Source organism: Pseudoalteromonas sp. SMS1 (assembly GCF_021530565.1).
GTDB lineage: Bacteria > Pseudomonadota > Gammaproteobacteria > Enterobacterales > Alteromonadaceae > Pseudoalteromonas.
On the sequence record NZ_JAKGBI010000009.1, the window covers coordinates 178,504 to 195,177 of the forward strand.

At 42.4% G+C, this 16,674-nt stretch carries 17 protein-coding genes; 9 read left to right on the forward strand and 8 right to left on the reverse strand.

Annotated elements, in window-relative coordinates:
- Nucleotides 1-10 precede the first annotated feature (10 nt).
- Nucleotides 11-1,072, forward strand: a complete 1,062-nt coding sequence (locus L1286_RS12360) for a LacI family DNA-binding transcriptional regulator (RefSeq protein ID WP_235407357.1) — start codon at nucleotides 11-13, stop codon at nucleotides 1,070-1,072.
- A 20-nt stretch (nucleotides 1,073-1,092) separates the two neighbouring features.
- Here the strand turns inward: L1286_RS12360 and L1286_RS12365 are convergent, their stop codons facing one another.
- From L1286_RS12365 to L1286_RS12375, 3 genes are all read right to left on the reverse strand, one after another.
- Nucleotides 1,093-3,090, reverse strand: coding sequence for an aminotransferase class V-fold PLP-dependent enzyme (locus L1286_RS12365; RefSeq protein ID WP_235407358.1), 1,998 nt, complete (start codon nucleotides 3,088-3,090; stop codon nucleotides 1,093-1,095).
- Nucleotides 3,091-3,244: 154 nt separating this feature from the next.
- The gene (locus L1286_RS12370; protein ID WP_235407359.1) at nucleotides 3,245-4,318 is read right to left on the reverse strand and encodes an AI-2E family transporter; all 1,074 of its coding nucleotides are present in this window, start codon (nucleotides 4,316-4,318) and stop codon (nucleotides 3,245-3,247) included.
- Nucleotides 4,311-4,565: a hypothetical protein gene (locus L1286_RS12375; RefSeq protein WP_235407360.1), complete on the reverse strand. Its 255-nt coding sequence runs from the start codon at nucleotides 4,563-4,565 to the stop codon at nucleotides 4,311-4,313. The genes L1286_RS12370 and L1286_RS12375 overlap by 8 nt, the downstream gene beginning before the upstream one ends.
- A gap of 291 nt (nucleotides 4,566-4,856) precedes the next feature.
- On the opposite strand from L1286_RS12375, the gene L1286_RS12380 reads away from it, so the two are divergent.
- From L1286_RS12380 to L1286_RS12400, 5 genes are all read left to right on the forward strand, one after another.
- Nucleotides 4,857-5,522 carry a hypothetical protein gene (locus L1286_RS12380; RefSeq protein WP_235407361.1) on the forward strand — a complete coding sequence of 222 codons (666 nt, stop codon included), beginning with the start codon at nucleotides 4,857-4,859 and terminating at the stop codon, nucleotides 5,520-5,522.
- Between the two features lies 1 nt (nucleotide 5,523).
- Complete coding sequence (locus tag L1286_RS12385) at nucleotides 5,524-6,975, forward strand: beta-barrel assembly-enhancing protease (protein WP_235407362.1); 1,452 nt, start codon at nucleotides 5,524-5,526, stop codon at nucleotides 6,973-6,975.
- 121 nt (nucleotides 6,976-7,096) lie between these two features.
- Nucleotides 7,097-7,444 carry an arsenate reductase (glutaredoxin) gene (gene arsC / locus L1286_RS12390; protein ID WP_235407363.1) on the forward strand — a complete coding sequence of 116 codons (348 nt, stop codon included), beginning with the start codon at nucleotides 7,097-7,099 and terminating at the stop codon, nucleotides 7,442-7,444.
- 5 nt (nucleotides 7,445-7,449) lie between these two features.
- The gene (gene wrbA, locus L1286_RS12395) at nucleotides 7,450-8,001 is read left to right on the forward strand and encodes an NAD(P)H:quinone oxidoreductase (RefSeq protein WP_235407364.1); all 552 of its coding nucleotides are present in this window, start codon (nucleotides 7,450-7,452) and stop codon (nucleotides 7,999-8,001) included.
- Nucleotides 7,998-8,432: a DUF2069 domain-containing protein gene (locus L1286_RS12400; protein WP_235407365.1), complete on the forward strand. Its 435-nt coding sequence runs from the start codon at nucleotides 7,998-8,000 to the stop codon at nucleotides 8,430-8,432. Before wrbA ends, L1286_RS12400 begins: the two co-directional genes overlap by 4 nt.
- A 91-nt stretch (nucleotides 8,433-8,523) precedes the next feature.
- On the opposite strand, the gene L1286_RS12405 is transcribed toward L1286_RS12400, so the two are convergent.
- Nucleotides 8,524-8,838 carry an RnfH family protein gene (locus tag L1286_RS12405; RefSeq protein ID WP_235407366.1) on the reverse strand — a complete coding sequence of 105 codons (315 nt, stop codon included), beginning with the start codon at nucleotides 8,836-8,838 and terminating at the stop codon, nucleotides 8,524-8,526.
- Complete coding sequence (locus tag L1286_RS12410) at nucleotides 8,838-9,272, reverse strand: SRPBCC family protein (RefSeq protein WP_235407367.1); 435 nt, start codon at nucleotides 9,270-9,272, stop codon at nucleotides 8,838-8,840. The genes L1286_RS12405 and L1286_RS12410 overlap by 1 nt, the downstream gene beginning before the upstream one ends.
- Nucleotides 9,273-9,413: 141 nt before the next feature.
- On the opposite strand from L1286_RS12410, the gene smpB reads away from it, so the two are divergent.
- Nucleotides 9,414-9,893: an SsrA-binding protein SmpB gene (smpB, locus tag L1286_RS12415; RefSeq protein WP_023401520.1), complete on the forward strand. Its 480-nt coding sequence runs from the start codon at nucleotides 9,414-9,416 to the stop codon at nucleotides 9,891-9,893.
- A gap of 245 nt (nucleotides 9,894-10,138) precedes the next feature.
- On the opposite strand, the gene fabB is transcribed toward smpB, so the two are convergent.
- Complete coding sequence (gene fabB, locus L1286_RS12420) at nucleotides 10,139-11,353, reverse strand: beta-ketoacyl-ACP synthase I (RefSeq protein ID WP_235407368.1); 1,215 nt, start codon at nucleotides 11,351-11,353, stop codon at nucleotides 10,139-10,141.
- Between the two features lie 181 nt (nucleotides 11,354-11,534).
- Between fabB and mnmC the strand changes: the two genes are divergently transcribed.
- Entirely contained in the window at nucleotides 11,535-13,520 is a 1,986-nt protein-coding gene (mnmC, locus tag L1286_RS12425; RefSeq protein ID WP_235407369.1) for a bifunctional tRNA (5-methylaminomethyl-2-thiouridine)(34)-methyltransferase MnmD/FAD-dependent 5-carboxymethylaminomethyl-2-thiouridine(34) oxidoreductase MnmC, read from the forward strand.
- A 27-nt stretch (nucleotides 13,521-13,547) separates the two neighbouring features.
- Here the strand turns inward: mnmC and L1286_RS12430 are convergent, their stop codons facing one another.
- A complete protein-coding gene (locus L1286_RS12430) occupies nucleotides 13,548-14,423 on the reverse strand; it encodes a flagellar protein MotY (protein ID WP_235407370.1) in 876 nt (291 codons plus the stop codon).
- Between the two features lie 210 nt (nucleotides 14,424-14,633).
- Here L1286_RS12430 and rnt point away from each other — a divergent pair, with 210 nt between their 5' ends.
- Nucleotides 14,634-15,293 (forward strand): ribonuclease T, encoded by a 660-nt coding sequence (gene rnt / locus L1286_RS12435; protein WP_235407371.1) that lies wholly within the window; start codon nucleotides 14,634-14,636, stop codon nucleotides 15,291-15,293.
- A gap of 56 nt (nucleotides 15,294-15,349) precedes the next feature.
- Here rnt and L1286_RS12440 read toward each other — a convergent pair.
- Nucleotides 15,350-16,674, reverse strand: a 1,325-nt coding sequence (locus L1286_RS12440) for a DUF342 domain-containing protein (protein ID WP_235407372.1), incomplete at its 5' end; no start/stop codon positions are given.

Sequence of the window (16,674 nt, forward strand, 5' to 3'; positions counted from 1 at the left end):
AAGAAAAAAAATGAAAGTAACCATTAACGACGTCGCAAAACATGCTGGCGTATCAATGAAGACAGTATCGAGGGTTATCAACAAAGAGCCTTCAGTTAGAAAAAAGACTTACGATATCGTGATGCAAGCAGTTAAGGAACTGAACTATCAGCCCAATACAGCTGCTCGAAACCTTGCAGGTACTTCCTCATTTGCCATCGGTTTAGTTTATGACAACCCCAATGCATACTACATTATTGATATGCAGAACGGTGTACTTTCAAGATGTAAAGAGGAAGGCTACGAACTGGTTATACACCCTTGTTCAGCAGGTGATCCTGACATGCAACAAGAGATAGCAACGATGATTCAGCGTTCTAGACTAGCGGGACTTGTACTTACACCGCCTTTGTCAGAACAGAAACATATAATTCAAATGTTAGATGACTTGGGAATTGCTTATGTAAGGCTTCTTTCAGGCCAAAATAGCGAACCCTCAACGCAAACTGACTCAAAAGAAGCAACTAAACAGAATAACTGTATCTATGTAGACGACTATGCCGCGGCCTATGAAATTACTGAACACCTGATAAACCTTGGACACAAAATCATCGCTTTCGCCTGTGGAGATTCGGAGCACAAATCGACCACTGAGCGATTATCCGGATACAAACAAGCACTACTGGATAACGCCTTGTCATATGAAGAAAGCTTAGTTTACGAGGGGACCTATTCATTCGAGTCTGGCGTTGAAGGTGCAAAAGCATTGCTTAAAAATAACAATGCATCTGGGATAACTGCAATTTTGGGCGGCAACGATGAAATTGCGGCTGGGGCATTATTTGCCTCTCGGCTTATGAACATCGCTATTCCTGAGCAGTTATCTATTTCAGGGTTTGAGGACTCTCCCTTCTCTCGACAAACATGGCCGAAACTTACCACGGCTCATCAAGCTAACAGTGTTATCTCAGAGCATGCAGCACGTTTGTTATTCTCAAAAACACGTGGTAGCCGCTCACACGATAAAGATATTATTACGACCTTTACACCGTCTGTTGTTATTCGTGAAAGTACCGGACCAGCGCCCAAGTAGCTTACTCGTTAATGGCGCTGTTAATATAGCGCCATTCCATCATGAAAATTAGCAATCTGTTTAGCACCTAGCCTATGCAACGCCTGCTGAGCTTTCTTTGAACGAGTACCAGTACGGCAAACCAACAAATATGCCGTGTCACAATCAAGCTGATTATTTAGAAACGCGTCTGCTAAACGATTCACAGAAATATTCATTAACTTAGCGTCGCAATTAAGCTCAAATAACGCGTTCAGCTTGGCTGTCGACACATCGTGTTCGATTGGTTCTCGAACATCCAACACCACCCCATTATGTTGTTCAAGCCATTCAATCGCAGCTTTGAACGAATAAATGTCTGAAAAATCAGTTGAACAATGAGATATAAACGGCGCATTAGCAGCATCGACACTACCTGCCGGTGAGCACAAAAGATCAAATGATAAGGGAGTTGATACATTGCCATCTGCAAAAATCACTGTTTTATTCGCCGCAGTGTTCAGCCTGTAACACGGCCTTCCTTCAAAAGTCTCGGTTGATAAATGGTACTGGTGACAATCAGGGGGCGATTCAATCGATACCGCACCATGAGCATTAAGCGCTTGATATAATTCATCTTTAGCATTGAATTGTGAAACAGTAAAGTTCTTTACTAAAATCGACTTCAATCGCAAGTTTTGATGGGTTACGATGGTTGTGATTTTTGGTATTAATGCTTCTATCGGGTTATAAATAATGACACTCAAATCCGGCCCGACAAACATCCAGCAACTTTCCCCGTGGTGTTCAATTTGAGTCAACCCAAGTGCGCAAATAGGTCCACTGCTACTGACAACGCTCCCGCTTAAACAGTGATGTCGAAGCGGCACTTTTAGGCGTCGAATCGCTTTGCACGCCAGCTCAATAAACTCCGTGCTATCCGCGGGACCAAATGAAAGGCGGATAGCATTTTCGCATTGCCAACGCCCATGTCCCATAGCCTCCAATACAAAGCTACTTTTCGCTCCTGCGCTACAAGCTGACCCCCCACTCACTCTTATGCCAGCAGCATCAAATAAATCCATGATTTCTTTACTCGATAGTGATGGCACTGAAAAGTTAATGGTTGTGGGTACACTTAGTTCTAGTTTGCTGTGATAATCAATGTTATCGAAGGTGTCATTTAATGCCGCAATGAGTAATGTTCGGTGATGCGCCAGCAGCGTGCTTGGCTTAAATGGGCTGCGTTCCCCCATCATTAACTCAAACAGGCAACTCAATCCTGCGATCCCGGGGAGGTTTTCTGTTCCTGAGCGCATTCCGGCTTCTTGACCTCCCCCTGCAATAAACGGTGTATATGGTCGCTCAGCACGAATATACAAAAATCCAATGCCTTTAGGCGCGTAAAGTTTATGTCCAGAAAACGGTGCATAATCTATTGAAATCGAATCCATATTTAATTCGATTTTACCCAACCCTTGAACACAATCCACCAACCAAGCAACATCGCTATTATTCGTCCTAATTGTTTTTTCTATTGCCTGTAAATCTTGTATTACCCCAGTTTCGTTATTCACTGCCATTGTGCAGATCAACACTGCTTGGCAAATATGTGTTGAGATAAAATCTTGATCTAAGATGCCATCTTTATTAACCGGAATTTCTAACACTTGCGCATTTAGCCCCATCATTTTATTCCAATGATGAAGTGTATTGGGCACCGCTTTGTGCTCAGTCGCTCCATACAAGAGTACCGGGTTGTCGTAATGTAACGTGCTATCCATATAGCTACTCAAAACGGACACAACTGCAGTTTGAATCCCCTCTGTGGCACCGGACGTAAAAAGTAGCTCTCCTTTTTTAGCCCCTATTAGCTTTCTGGCTTGTGCTCTGGTGTGCTCCAGCAGCCTTTTTGCCTTTACGCCAGCGATATGGGAACTAGAGGGATTACCAAACTCAACGAGCATCGCATTCATCACTTCTTCAGCGACGGGTTCTAATACGGGTGTCGTTGCGTTGGCATCTAAATAAACAGGCGTGGAAAGAGCTGGATGAATCACGATTGCACTTATAACTAAATTAACTATGTTATTCCATTTTACAGGGTAACCAGAACATCGTTAAGACGATTTTGATTTATCAAATTCAAATTCTATTCCATTTAGATACAAAAAAGGAGCCCGTGCTCCTTTTTTGTATCTAAATGGCCACCGTTTACACTTTTTTAGTTATGAGCGTTTTGTGGCTTGTCGACCACGCATTACCAAGTGCCTTCACTAAAGATGCTAAAGGTATCGCAAAAAATACGCCCCAGAACCCCCAAAGCCCTCCGAAGAATAGGACGGCAACAATAATATACACAGGGTTTAAATCCACGGCTTCAGAGAACAGCAGCGGCACTAATAAGTTGCCATCAAGCGCTTGAATGATGCCGTAAACAATTAAAATCGTCCAAAACTCGGGGGCAATACCGAATTGGAATAAAGCAACGGCTGCTACGGGTATTGTCACTAAGGCCGCACCTATAAAAGGAATTAAAACAGACAGGCCAACAAGCGTACCTAATAGTGCCGCATACCTGAGTTCAAGCACGGCGAAAGCAATAAAACTTGTACCACCGACAATAACAATCTCGATAACTTTACCACGAATATAATTCATGATTTGGTGGTCCATTTCTTCCCATACCTGCGTAATTAGCTTGCGGTCTTTTGGGATCAGCTGTTTTATACCAGTGGTGAGTGGCTCTTTATCTTTAAGCATAAAAAATACGAGTAGTGGGACCAAGATAAGGTAGATTAGCCATGCAACGACGTCCTTGATAGACGTCAAAGATACAGAAACAATTAACTCACCGAGCGCCACAACCTTACTTTCGACAGCTGCAACTATATTTTGTACTTGCTGTACAGAAATCAAATTCGGATAGTTGTCAGGCAAGTGAAGGAGATAATCCTTTCCAGTTTCTATCATACTTGGGGTTTCTTGAACCAGGTTACTAGTTTGAGACCAAAGCACAGGTACAATTACCAACATGAGAGCGAGCACAAGACCAACAAATCCAAGCATCACAATATTTGTCGCCATAATCCGACTTGGCAGCACACGTTGAAGCCGAGTTACTGGCCAGTCTAATAAGTACGCTATGACGAGCGCCACAAGCACGGGAATAACAAACGACCCAAAAAAGTACAACATCGTCCCCGTGAAAACCAATAACAGTAGCAATGTTACAGAATCAGGGTCAGAAAATTTGTCTTGATACCAAGACTTTATGAGTTCAAACATCGGTGCTGTGTACCTCTATAAACTGATTATTCTCAGCGCTAATTACCGAAAACTGTATTTTGTGACATGTTAAATAATTTAGGATATCGTCGATATCCTGCTCTTTACCATAACCAAACCTAATTACACACGCGTGATCACATTTGTTTTTTAATTGCCATTTGAACTGAACAAATAGTTGAGGGCAGACATACCCTCTCAGGTCCACTGCATACACACTTTGCTCAATCGCTTTTTCACTATGCAAAAGACGTCCCCTACGTTCATTAAGTAATTCACGTTAGTGCTAATTACACATCGATTAACGTAAAAATTACAACTACACTCTTTCTGTTTAAAAAATCAAACACGCCTGATAACTCATTGGTGTGATTATAATTACACTCAGTGATTCATAACCCGCTTTATAGAGTATATAACCAGTTGGTGGCAAGTAATAAATTGTATATTTAGTTAATAATTAGACCTTGTTTCTATGGCTTGTATCTAGCCAATGGTTTATTCTTATAGAGATATAGCAAGCATTACGGGAAACCACATGCCACGAGCAAATAACAAGGCACGTTTGCCGGCTAACCCAACATTAAAAGAGATCAATTGGTACAAAAAACAAATCAATTGGGGTGAGCTTCCTCCTTTCTATCACCTTGTAGCCTCTTCAGTCAGTGAGAGTGAAGGTATTTTTCAGCATGGTTTTGACAATGCAATCAAACGTCTGATAGACAAAAGAAATTGGAATCTACATTTATTAGATGGATATGAAGATGATAACGGCTTCATTCACTGTGAGAATGCCCCCAAAATTCATTTACATCAAGTTTTTACCGACAGAGGCTTCGAACTTTGGGCATACCCCATTGCTCGCAATGTTAAAGTGGATACCTATCTAAAAGACAATAAATTTTTAGAGTTCAATGTATGGGATCCCCATGCGATGAAAACCTTGATTAGATTTAGCCAACTTCATAAATTTATTAGATTTTATTTCGAGCGTGGAGACATTGCAGACAAAGCACTTATCCTTCATGCACACAAAGTCGTGCACCAAACAATCTCTCTTTTAAAAAGAGAATTGAACGTTGTGTGTGTTGATGGGGTCTCAATAAAAGATTTTTATATGTTATGTGAGAAAGACGCTAGAGCATGTGAGGATGAAATTAACCTCGCGAAAATCATGTTAGGCGACGATCTAAAGAAGGACTAGAATGCAACTAAAGAAAGCAATTGTAACCACGCTTTGTGCCCTCTCTTTGAGTTTTTCAGCTGTAAATCAAGCAAAGTCCGATTTTAAGCTACCTGATTTAGGCACTTCGGCTGTTCAGGTTTTACCTATCGAGAAAGAGCAGCTCATCGGGGATGTCATGATGATGCAAATTCGCTCTGGCTCGCCGTTGATACAAGACCCCGTGTTGGATGAGTATCTAACAACACTAGGTAATAAACTAGTTGCCAGTGCCAATGACGTGAGATTTCCGTTTTCATTCTTTTGGTTAGACAACAAAGCCATTAATGCTTTCGCATTTTATGGGGGCCATGTCGGCGTCCATACAGGCTTGCTTGCACAATCAGACAATGAGAGTCAACTTGCTTCTGTATTGGGGCATGAGATTGCACACGTTACGCAAAGGCATTTGGCCAGACGTATCCAACAAGCCAAAGATAATAGTGCACTTACAATTGCCGGATTAATCACAGGTATTTTAGCAACTGTGATCGCGCCTGACGCGGGGATGGCCATTCTTGCAGCAAATAGTACCCAAGCGTCATTGAGTCAGTTAACGCATAGCCGCAAAGCAGAGCAAGAAGCAGATCGTTTTGGTATGCAAACGTTACAACGAGCAGGCTATGACCCTTATGCGGCGAGTGAGTTTTTAACCAAGCTTGCAGCCCAAGTTAGGTTTCAAAATAAACCGCCCGCTTTTTTGCTTACGCACCCCTTACCAGAATCTAGGGTATCTGATGTACGTTTGCGTGCTCAGCAATACCCAAAGAAGTATGTACCAAGCAGCGCAGACTTTCATTATGCCAAAAGCCGAGTGTTAGCTCGATATCATATGAAAGATGCTGACGCTCAAGCATTTTTTGAAAATGAGTTAAGAACAAGCTCAGCGCTTGATAATAGCGCATTAGAATACGGCCTAGCGATAGCGATGCTGGATCAAGAAAAGTATCAACAAGCAGAGAAGATCATCAAAAAACTGTTAGCGTCAAAACCAAATAACTTATTTTTCCTCGATGTATATACGGACATCAAGATAGGCCAAAATAAGTTTGATGTGGCGCTTAAATTGCTTGAAGATAAACATGAATTAAGACCAAATAATCAAGTAATTACGTTGAATCTGGCAAACACAGCTATAAAAGCGAAGCAGTTTGATAAAGCAGAGCAACTCTTAAAGGTGTTTTTACTCGACAAACCAGAACATGTTTTGGCAAAACAACTCCTCACTGACACTTATAAATTAAGTGATAACAAAGCAGCATATCATGAAGCAAATGCGAGTCTGCTCTCTCATTATGGCGCGTTTTTAAAAGCGGCTGACGAAGTTCAAAAAGCCCTCAACTTTGTTGAAAAAGAAGACGAGATAAAACGTTTAAGATTGAAAGCACTATTGGCTAATTATCGTAATATGCAAAAAGAGTTAGCTAAACTTTAATCTCGATACTGCCTGCCCCGTCGATAAATTGATTCAAGTTGTCGTAAACGATAGGCAGTATGGTTTTGATAAGATACAATCTCCTCAAAATACAATCAAATTCTCTGTTAAGGGCTTTTTAATGTCTGTAATTATTTATCATAACCCACGTTGTTCTAAATCAAGACAAACACTTGCGCTATTAGAAGAAAACGCTGTTCAACCAGAAGTTATTGAGTACTTAAAAACCCCTGTTGATGCAGCGACATTAGACTCACTTATCAAAAAACTAGGGTTTGAATCAGCACATCAACTAGTTCGCAATAAAGAAACGATTTATAAAGAGCTTGGCCTGACAAAAGACAGCGACGAACATACACTAAGACAAGCTATGATAGAAAACCCAAAGCTTATCGAGCGTCCAATCGTTGTCAATGGTGATAAGGCTGCACTTGGCCGACCACCAGAATCCGTGCTAGAGATAATTTAATTACAATGCCGACTATTTTAGTACTCTATCACTCAAGCCATGGCTCTGTATCCGCCATGGCCAATGAAATTTACGACACACTCAGCGCCCATGGGGCAGATGTCAGACTACGTACTTTTGTTCAAAAACAACCACATGATGTTGTTGTTACTAAGCAAGATTTAGTTGAGTGTGACGGGCTCGCGTTTGGCTCCCCCACTCGCTTTGGTATGATGGCTTCACAGGCAAAAACATTCTGGGAAACAACCAGTGATATTTGGCTCAAAGGCCTATTAATTGATAAACCAGCCTGTGTCTTCTCATCGTCAAGTAGTATGCATGGTGGTAATGAGGCAACACTATTAAACCTTTCTTTACCGTTGCTTCATCACGGTATGATGCTCATGGGCGTCCCCTACGATGTGCCAGAATTACTATCTACTCAGAGCGGTGGGACACCTTATGGCGCTAGCCATGTTGCAGGAATGGACAACAGCCCCGAACTCACGGAGGCTGAGATTAAAATCTGTCGTGCATTAGCCACTCGTCTTTTCAACGTTTCTAAAAAGTTATTATGAGCCAAATTCCAAAACAACCGAATACGAAATTGTTTTATAAACTCGCCCTTTTTGGATACGCCGGGCTATTAACGTTAATGCCACTTTGGCTGTTTGTTATTTCACCCAGAGAAGGACACAGCATCGGTTTTATGTTTGTCGTCTATATATTGCCGCTGCTCCTGCCACTCAGAGGCATAATTAGAGACAATCCGTATACGTTTGCTTGGGCCAATTTCGTTGTACTCATTTATTTTATTCATGGTTTCACGCTGCTTTGGATTGCCACAGACGAGCTCATTTGGATACTCCTTGAATTGCTCTTCTCAACGAGTATGTTTGTTGGATGTACTTACTATGCCCGCCATCGAGGACAAGAGTTAGGCCTTAAGATCAGAAAACTAAAAGAAGATCTTGCCGACGAAAAGTCTGCTCACGAACGGGATAGTTGACCCAAACAACAATGATAACTAGAGATTACTAGATGAAACAAATGCTAAAAAGCCACGTACATGCGTGGCTTTTTTTGACTGAGATAGCTAATCAGGCTCTACCGCCAGTGATCTTGTTCGCACGCCCTTCTTCTTTTGCTCTGTCTGCTCGGCGTCTTCTTGCTTCCTTAGGATCTGCAATTAACGGTCGGTAAACCTCTACCCTGTCACCTTCTTTTACTACTTGGTGTAATTTAACTGTTCGGTTCCATATCCCTAAGCTCAAATTCGTCGGGTCAATTTCTGGGCAACGCTCCATGATCCCTGATTGCAGCACTACTTGTTCAGCAGAAGTGCCTTCTGCAACGTCAACTGTCAAGCTAGTCGCTTTATCAGGCAGTGCAAATACAACGTCAACTTTTATCATTATCTGACTCCGTAGACAGACTTAGCACGTTGTGTAAACGCAGAAACCATGTTTTTTGCAACTTCATTAAACACTTTACCAAATGCAAGTTCGATGAGTTTACTGGCAAATTCAAACTCCAGCTTCAAGTTGACTTTGCAAGCATGCTCATCCAGCTCAACAAACTCCCAATGTCCTTGAAGCGACTTAAATGGGCCGTCTACCAACTGCATTTTGACTTTGTTTCCTTCAAATATATTTTTAGTGGTAAACCACTTAGTGAGGCCTGCCTTCGTGATTTCTAGGCTGGCGGTCATTTCTTCATTTGAACTACTTAGTACTTTTGCGCCGGAACAGTTTGGTAAGAAATCCGGGTAGGCGTTCACATCATTAACTAGATCAAACATTTCTTGTGTGCTGTACATCACCAATGCACTTTTTTCTACTTGTGGCATACGTTCTCCAAACTTTATCAGCACGATTTTACCAAGGTTTTTAAGATTTATCTTGTTTGCAGCGTCTCTGTAGGTGAAAATATGCCATAAAAATTAAATAACACTATTTTCCAATTCGATTTGTAGGTAGACTAAGCCATTATGGCAAAGAAAAAATCAAATAAATCAACGAGCAATACTATCGCGTTAAACAAAAAAGCGCGTCATGAGTATTTTTTACACGATAAGTTCGAAGCAGGTATGGAACTACAAGGTTGGGAAGTCAAAAGCATCCGAGCTGGCAAGGTCAATATCTCAGAGACTTATATTCATCTAAAAGACGGTGAAGCATTTTTATTAGGCAGCCAGATCCAGCCCCTAAACAGTGCCTCTACACACGTTATTTGCGACCCTTTGCGTTATCGTAAATTGCTACTAAATAAACGCGAAATTGATCGCCTCATCGGCGCAACTGAGCGTGATGGCTTTTCTTTAGTTGCCACTGCCATGTACTGGAAAAAGTGCTGGGTTAAACTTGAGTTTCACTTGGCGAAAGGTAAAAAGATGCATGATAAACGCGCTGACATCAAAGACAGAGATTGGTCTCGTGATAAAGAACGTTTGATGAAGCATAAAGTTTAATCCAACTTTTCTATGGCCGTAACGTACATTACGGCTATATCCCTTACTTCTTCAATCACATGATATTAAAAAAATCTACCTTCCCGCCTTAAGTAGGTTGGTCTCGCCATATCCGTTTTTATGTTCCATAACTCAAACCCAAATAGTCTCCGCGACGTGCCTATTGTCTCACGCGCTTTATTCGAATTGGTTAGTCAATGGGCAAAAAAAAAGCCCCTAAGGGCTTTTTATTGGCAAATCAAAGATTAGCCTTTGTATTTTTGTACAACCAATGTTGCGTTCGTGCCACCAAAACCAAAGCTGTTTGACATCACGGTATTTAACTCAACATCACGACGCTCAGTAACGATATCAAGACCTTGCGCCTGCTCATCTAATTCATCGATATTGATTGATGGCGTGATAAAGTTATGCTCAAGCATCAGTACAGAATAAATTGCTTCGTGAACACCCGCAGCACCAAGTGCATGACCAGTCATCGCTTTAGTCGCGCTGATCGCAGGAGAGTTGTCACCGAATAATTCTTGAATCGCACCTAGCTCTTTAACATCACCAACTGGGGTAGACGTACCATGTGTATTTAAGTAATCAATCTCACCTTCAACTGTCGCCATGGCCTGCTTCATACAGCGAACCGCGCCTTCACCTGATGGGGCTACCATGTCATAGCCGTCTGACGTTGCACCATAACCTACAATTTCACCATAAATGTGCGCACCACGAGCCAACGCATGCTCTAGCTCTTCGATGACCATGATGCCACCACCGCCAGAGATAACAAAACCATCGCGGTTTGCATCATATGTGCGCGACGCTTTTTCTGGTTCTTCATTATATTTAGTTGAAAGTGCACCCATTGCGTCAAATTCCATTGCCAATGTCCAGTGCAGTTCCTCACCACCACCAGCAAAAATGACGTCTTGTTTACCAAGTTGAATTTGTTCAACTGCATGGCCAACACAGTGTGCTGATGTCGCACATGCTGAACTAATTGAGTAGTTTACGCCTTTGATCTTAAATGGCGTTGCTAGGCAAGCAGAAGTTGTGCTTGCCATCGTACGAGGAACCATATAAGGACCAACACGCTTAACACCGCGCTCACGTAAGATGTCTGCTGCTTCTACTTGATATTTAGAAGAGCCACCGCCAGAACCAACAACAAGGCCAGTACGCTCATTCGAAACTTGATCTTCATTTAAACCTGAGTCTTCAATAGCTTGCGCCATTGCAATGTAAGAATACGCTGCAGCATCACCCATAAAACGGTGTGCTTTACGGTCAACCAAAGATTTAACATCAATATCAATTTTACCAGACACGTTACTGCGCAAATTCATGTCAGCAAATTCTTGGTTAAAAGCAATACCACTTTTACCCGCTTTCAAAGATTCTAATACTTCTTGCTTATTGTTACCGATGCTAGATACGACACCGATCCCCGTAATAACGGCTCTTCTCATGGGTAATTCCCTTAGAACTTAAAAAATTTAGGTGTATTCTACGCGTAAAATGCAAACCAAGTGGTCAGCTTTCCAGCGTACACACGTACTCTGAACTGATATTTGCAAAATTGCAACGGACTAATGCAAATAAAAGCAGTAAAATAGCAATTAATGACTGAAGGTATTTTAACGTATTTCTATGATAAGTAACGCACAAATCCATTTTAACGACGCGGGCACGCCCGTAGCAGACAATTTTGATGACGTTTATTTTTCCAACGATGATGGACTTGCAGAGTCTGATTACGTCTTTTTTGAGCAAAACAATTTACCTGAGCGCTTTGAAAACCACCCTAGGCCACACTTTGTTATTGCTGAAACGGGATTTGGTACTGGGTTAAATTTCTTAAACAGCTGGCGTCGTTTTCAACAAAAAACTGAACACGCTTCGGTAGAAAGGCTGTACTTCATCTCTTTCGAGAAATACCCAATTAAATTAGCAGATTTAAGGCAGGCTCTTGAGGCTTGGCCCACATTAACGTCGCTTTCCGAGCAACTGTGCGACAAATACCCAATGGCGCTTCAAGGCTGCCACCGTCTTGAATTTGACAATGGTAAAGTGATCTTAGATTTATGGTTTGGAGACGTACAAGCATCCTTGCCTCAAATCTCGTATAAAGAGAAAGGGCTTGTTGATGCCTGGTATTTGGATGGGTTTGCACCGAGTAAAAACCCAGATATGTGGCAGCAACCTTTATTTGATGCAATGGCGCACTTAAGTCAGAGCAAAGCAACTTTCGCCACATTCACTGCTGCTGGCTTCGTTCGACGAGGGCTACAACAAGCCGGGTTTGAGTGCAAAAAAGTAAAAGGTTACGGAAGAAAAAGAGAAATGGTCGTTGGCCGACTAGAACACGCCACAACGAATCACACGACACCACTTTATTTCCAACAAAATAAAGCAGCGCTCGAACATGTTGCCGTTATTGGCGGTGGCATAGCATCCAGTTGTTTGATCTACCACTTAGCCAAAAGAGGTGTTGCGACCACGCTATTTTGTGAAGACAACGCCCTTGCTCAAGGCGCATCTCATAACCGCCAAGGCGCGGTATATCCCAATTTACAAAGTGAATTTGGTATCCCCTCTGAGTTTTATGCGCATAGTTTTTTGTATGCGCTCAGGTTTTATCAAACATTAGCGAACCAAGGGTATCAATTTGCGCATCAATGGTGTGGCGTTTTATTGCAAAGTGTCACTGCGGCCAAACAGCAACAACATCAAAAAATAGCAACGAGCTCACTTTACCCTGAGCAACTTATTCGGCCTGTCACGGAGAAACAAGCACAAAATATCGCGAACATAGATACACCATACGGCGGGTTATTTATAGAACAAGGCGGCTGGGTAAGCCCACCAGAGTTAACACAGGCGGTGTATGATGCTGCACACGATTTAACGCCGCACACCACACAATTCAATGCTTATATCGAGAAGCTTGAGCACACACAAAACGGCTGGTATCTTACTTCAAAAGACAAGACGTATGGGCCATTTTCAGATGTGTTTGTTTGCGCGGGTGAACATAGTGATCGCTTCGAACAAACAAGCGACATTGGTATTCATGGGGTCAGAGGTCAAGTGTCACATATTGAAGCCGGCGAAGCATCTGAAAAGCTGTCAACGGTTATTTGTCACAAAGGTTATTTCACACCAAGCGAAAATGGCGAACACTGTATGGGTGCCACCTTTGAAAAACACTCAAAGTCACGTGCTGTCACAGAGCAGGATAACGTAATCAATCGTGAGCAGGTATCACAATATTATGATGGCACTGAATTCGATAAAAGTCTGGGGCAAGTAAAAAGCGCAAAAGCGGCAGTCAGATGTTGTTTCAATGACCACACCCCCATGGTGGGTCAAGTGCAAGACAAAGACGATATTATCCAAGCATATCAAAATATCGGCAAAGGAAAGTTTTACGACTATTCTGAACAAAAATACCCGCATAAAGGGCTGCACATTGTTACCGGATTTGGTGCAAGAGGTTTGTGCACGGCTCCAATGGTGACTGAGCACCTAGTAGCCAGTCTGTTAGATGAACCAGTGCCTTTTAGTGAACGTGTCCACGAAGCACTTCATCCAGCACGACTCTATATTCGAGATCTTATCCGGAATAAAATTTAAGCCTTTCAGTTATATTCCAAGCCCAGATCAGGGCTTGGAAATTTGAATAATAACGCGGCGGTTCGCTTCTCGACCAATTGGTGTTGTGTTAATTGCGACATGACGTTTTTCACCAAATCCGTCAGCAATAATTTTATCCGCAGGCACCCCTTTACTTGCCATATACTCTTTGATCGCCATTGCTCGCTTTTGAGACAAGTTTAGGTTCACATTTTTAGCGCCATAGCTATCTGAGTAAGCCGAAATATAAATGGAATCTATATCAGGGTCGTTATTTAAATACTCGCCTATCATATCCAGTCGCTTGCGCGATGACTGTGTTAACTCACTTGAGTTTTTGCGATAATTCATCACAACAAAGGCAATATCTTCAAAACTATAGGGTAGTAAGTTATCTCTGCATTGCAAAAATTCCCAATACGACTTTTTAAAGTTAACTGAGGACAAAGCAACAGAAATTTGGTCGTGTTTGTTACTCCAATCTTGATAGTAGAAAGTAGGCTGATTCCCCTTTTCCAGCTCAGTCAACATTTCCCAAGCAATCGGGTTACTCAATTCACCGTCAAACTTTTTCAATAACGACATTTTACCCATACTTCTTGCAGGCATCCCTGCACGCCAGCTAGGTGGCACTGACTCAAGCCCTGCAAAGTCATAGCTTTCAGGCCTCACAACCATATCGAGGTTAAAGGTCAAATCTTTGTTCTTGCTGGCGGATGAACTGAAAATTGCTTCGCCATAATACGGAACATTATGCGATAACGTACATGATAGCCGGGTTGAACGATCAACCATCCATTTGGAACTATCAACAGAGGCACTGTATTGCCGCATTGCGCTGTGCGCGGGCCAAACAACCGAAACGATGATTGTTGCCGCTAATATGTTGAATTTACAATTCACTTTTCTTACCTCAAGCCTTTTGGCCACTTTTTAGGCAATTTAAATCTAACCTGAATTAACCTACTGCACTTATTAAGCAATTACCGTACCGTCTTAGAGCGTCAAAGAGATGGCCTAAAATAAAAATAGTTAGTTATTAGCTTATACCAATTAGCATCTTGGCGCACGATCAGTATAATAGGCGCCTCGATTTAGAAAACCAAGTTGACTATGGCAGAACAAGAGCAAACCCTATTCGCAAAGCGCTTTCGCGGCTTTTTCCCTGTTGTTATTGATGTTGAAACAGCAGGCTTTAATAAAGACACTGATGCCCTATTGGAAATCGCTGTCAGCCTACTAAAAATGAATAATGAGGGTGAACTCAGCATCGACAAAACACTACATTTTCATGTAGAGCCATTTGAAGGCGCTAATATCGAACAATCTGCTATTGAATTTAATGGTATAGATCCATTTTCCCCTTTGCGCGGTGCCGTTGACGAGAGTGAAGCAATAAAAGAAATCTGTAAAGCGGTAAGGAAGGCGCAAAAAGATGCTGGCTGTCAACGCTCTGTCATTGTGGCTCATAACGCCGCCTTTGATCACGGCTTCTTAAATGCCGCGATTGAGCGCAATAATATTAAACGTACACCTTTCCATCCTTTTGTAAGTTTTGATACAACCTCGCTAGCAGGCCTCGCACTGGGCCAAACAGTATTGGCAAAAGCATGTAGAGCAGCCGGCATTGAATTCGACAATGCACAAGCGCACTCGGCACTTTATGATACAGAGCGAACAGCTGAGTTATTTTGTTTAATCGTCAATAAATGGCAAGCGTTGGGTGGGTGGCCGCTGCCACAGAGCGACGAACACACAAACGACTCCGAATAAGCTTCAATTGCTTTACTAAAAAAGCAGCCTAGGCTGCTTTTTTTGAGTGTTTCAGGCTAGTTGCTGAACTCTTGAGTAATTTTCCCCTCGTCTAACCGCACTAAGTGTGGCGGATAAATCCTCGAAAAAGAGCGACTGTCTTTTGCAATTGTTAGCTCGATGCCTGGATGCATTAACTCATTGACCTTAACACGGCTCAACTTGACTAAACGGCGTAACTTTTGAGCAACCAGCTTGCTGTTTCTCACATTTCGTTGGTAATGCGTATCCAATCGTTTTTCTGTCATTTCGAGTTTTTTCAAATAAGCATCTCGCTTGTCAGAGGCTTGGGCTTTTTTTGCTTTTATTTGCGCACGCTTGATAGCCAATAGCTTATCTGACAGTAGCTTATCTAGATTTTTAAATTCGCTTTCCTTTTTCTTCAAATCATACCAGTCTTGTGCCAGTACAATTCTAGTGCGGGTGCCAGATGGCGCGCCGACTTCGCCCGCTTCAATGCGCATCGCATTATACACATTGCCACCTATCAATTTCCCCCTAGGTGTATCACCTTTGCCGACGCGAATGAGTCGTTTGGACTTTAAATCACAATGTAACGCTTGCCGCTCAATAAACAAATCTTGCTCTGACTCGATGTGACAGTACTGCCCATACCCAACAGAAATCGTTCGTTTAGCTTTGATAACACAAGAGAAGTCTTCTCCTTCAATGCGTTTACGCCCAATTGCACCCAGCATCACTGTCACAGCACTTTCACTTTCCAAGTGTGCCGACTCAACGAAGCCAATGACGGTAATATCGCCGGTTGCCTTGATCTTCATACCATCTTTAACATCGCCACTGACAACAACACTGCCATCAAATTCAATGTGGCCAGTGGTGACATCAACATTGTCATAACATAAAACATCGTCTACTCGCATGCCTCGTGGCACTGCGACTGGCACACCTTTGGCGCAAGCAATCAACAAGTTAGGATCATCAGGGCTGATCTTGGTCCCCTCTGACACTTGTAAAGTCAGGTCTCTACCAGGTTTTGGTTCGAGTATGTCTCCAAAAACCGAAAAGCCTTGCTCACCCGGGGTGGGTGGCACTCGTTTCATCAGTGGACTACCTGGCTTGACAGTAATGATCGCACCTAAATCGCGCATATCTACTTTGCCATCAGATTTTTGTTGCGGGCTCAATACTCTATCTTGTGCAGTCATACATAAACGAACAAACCTCGCGTCTGTGCCATCTTTTGCACGTATGCCATGCGCAACAATTCCGGTATAAGTGCTTCCTGGAGGTTGTTCAAACTGTTGCCCTAAAAATGTATCTAATGCTCTTTCATTGATCCCTTTTACCACACCTGCGCTTGTTAAAGCTGCTCTTGCAT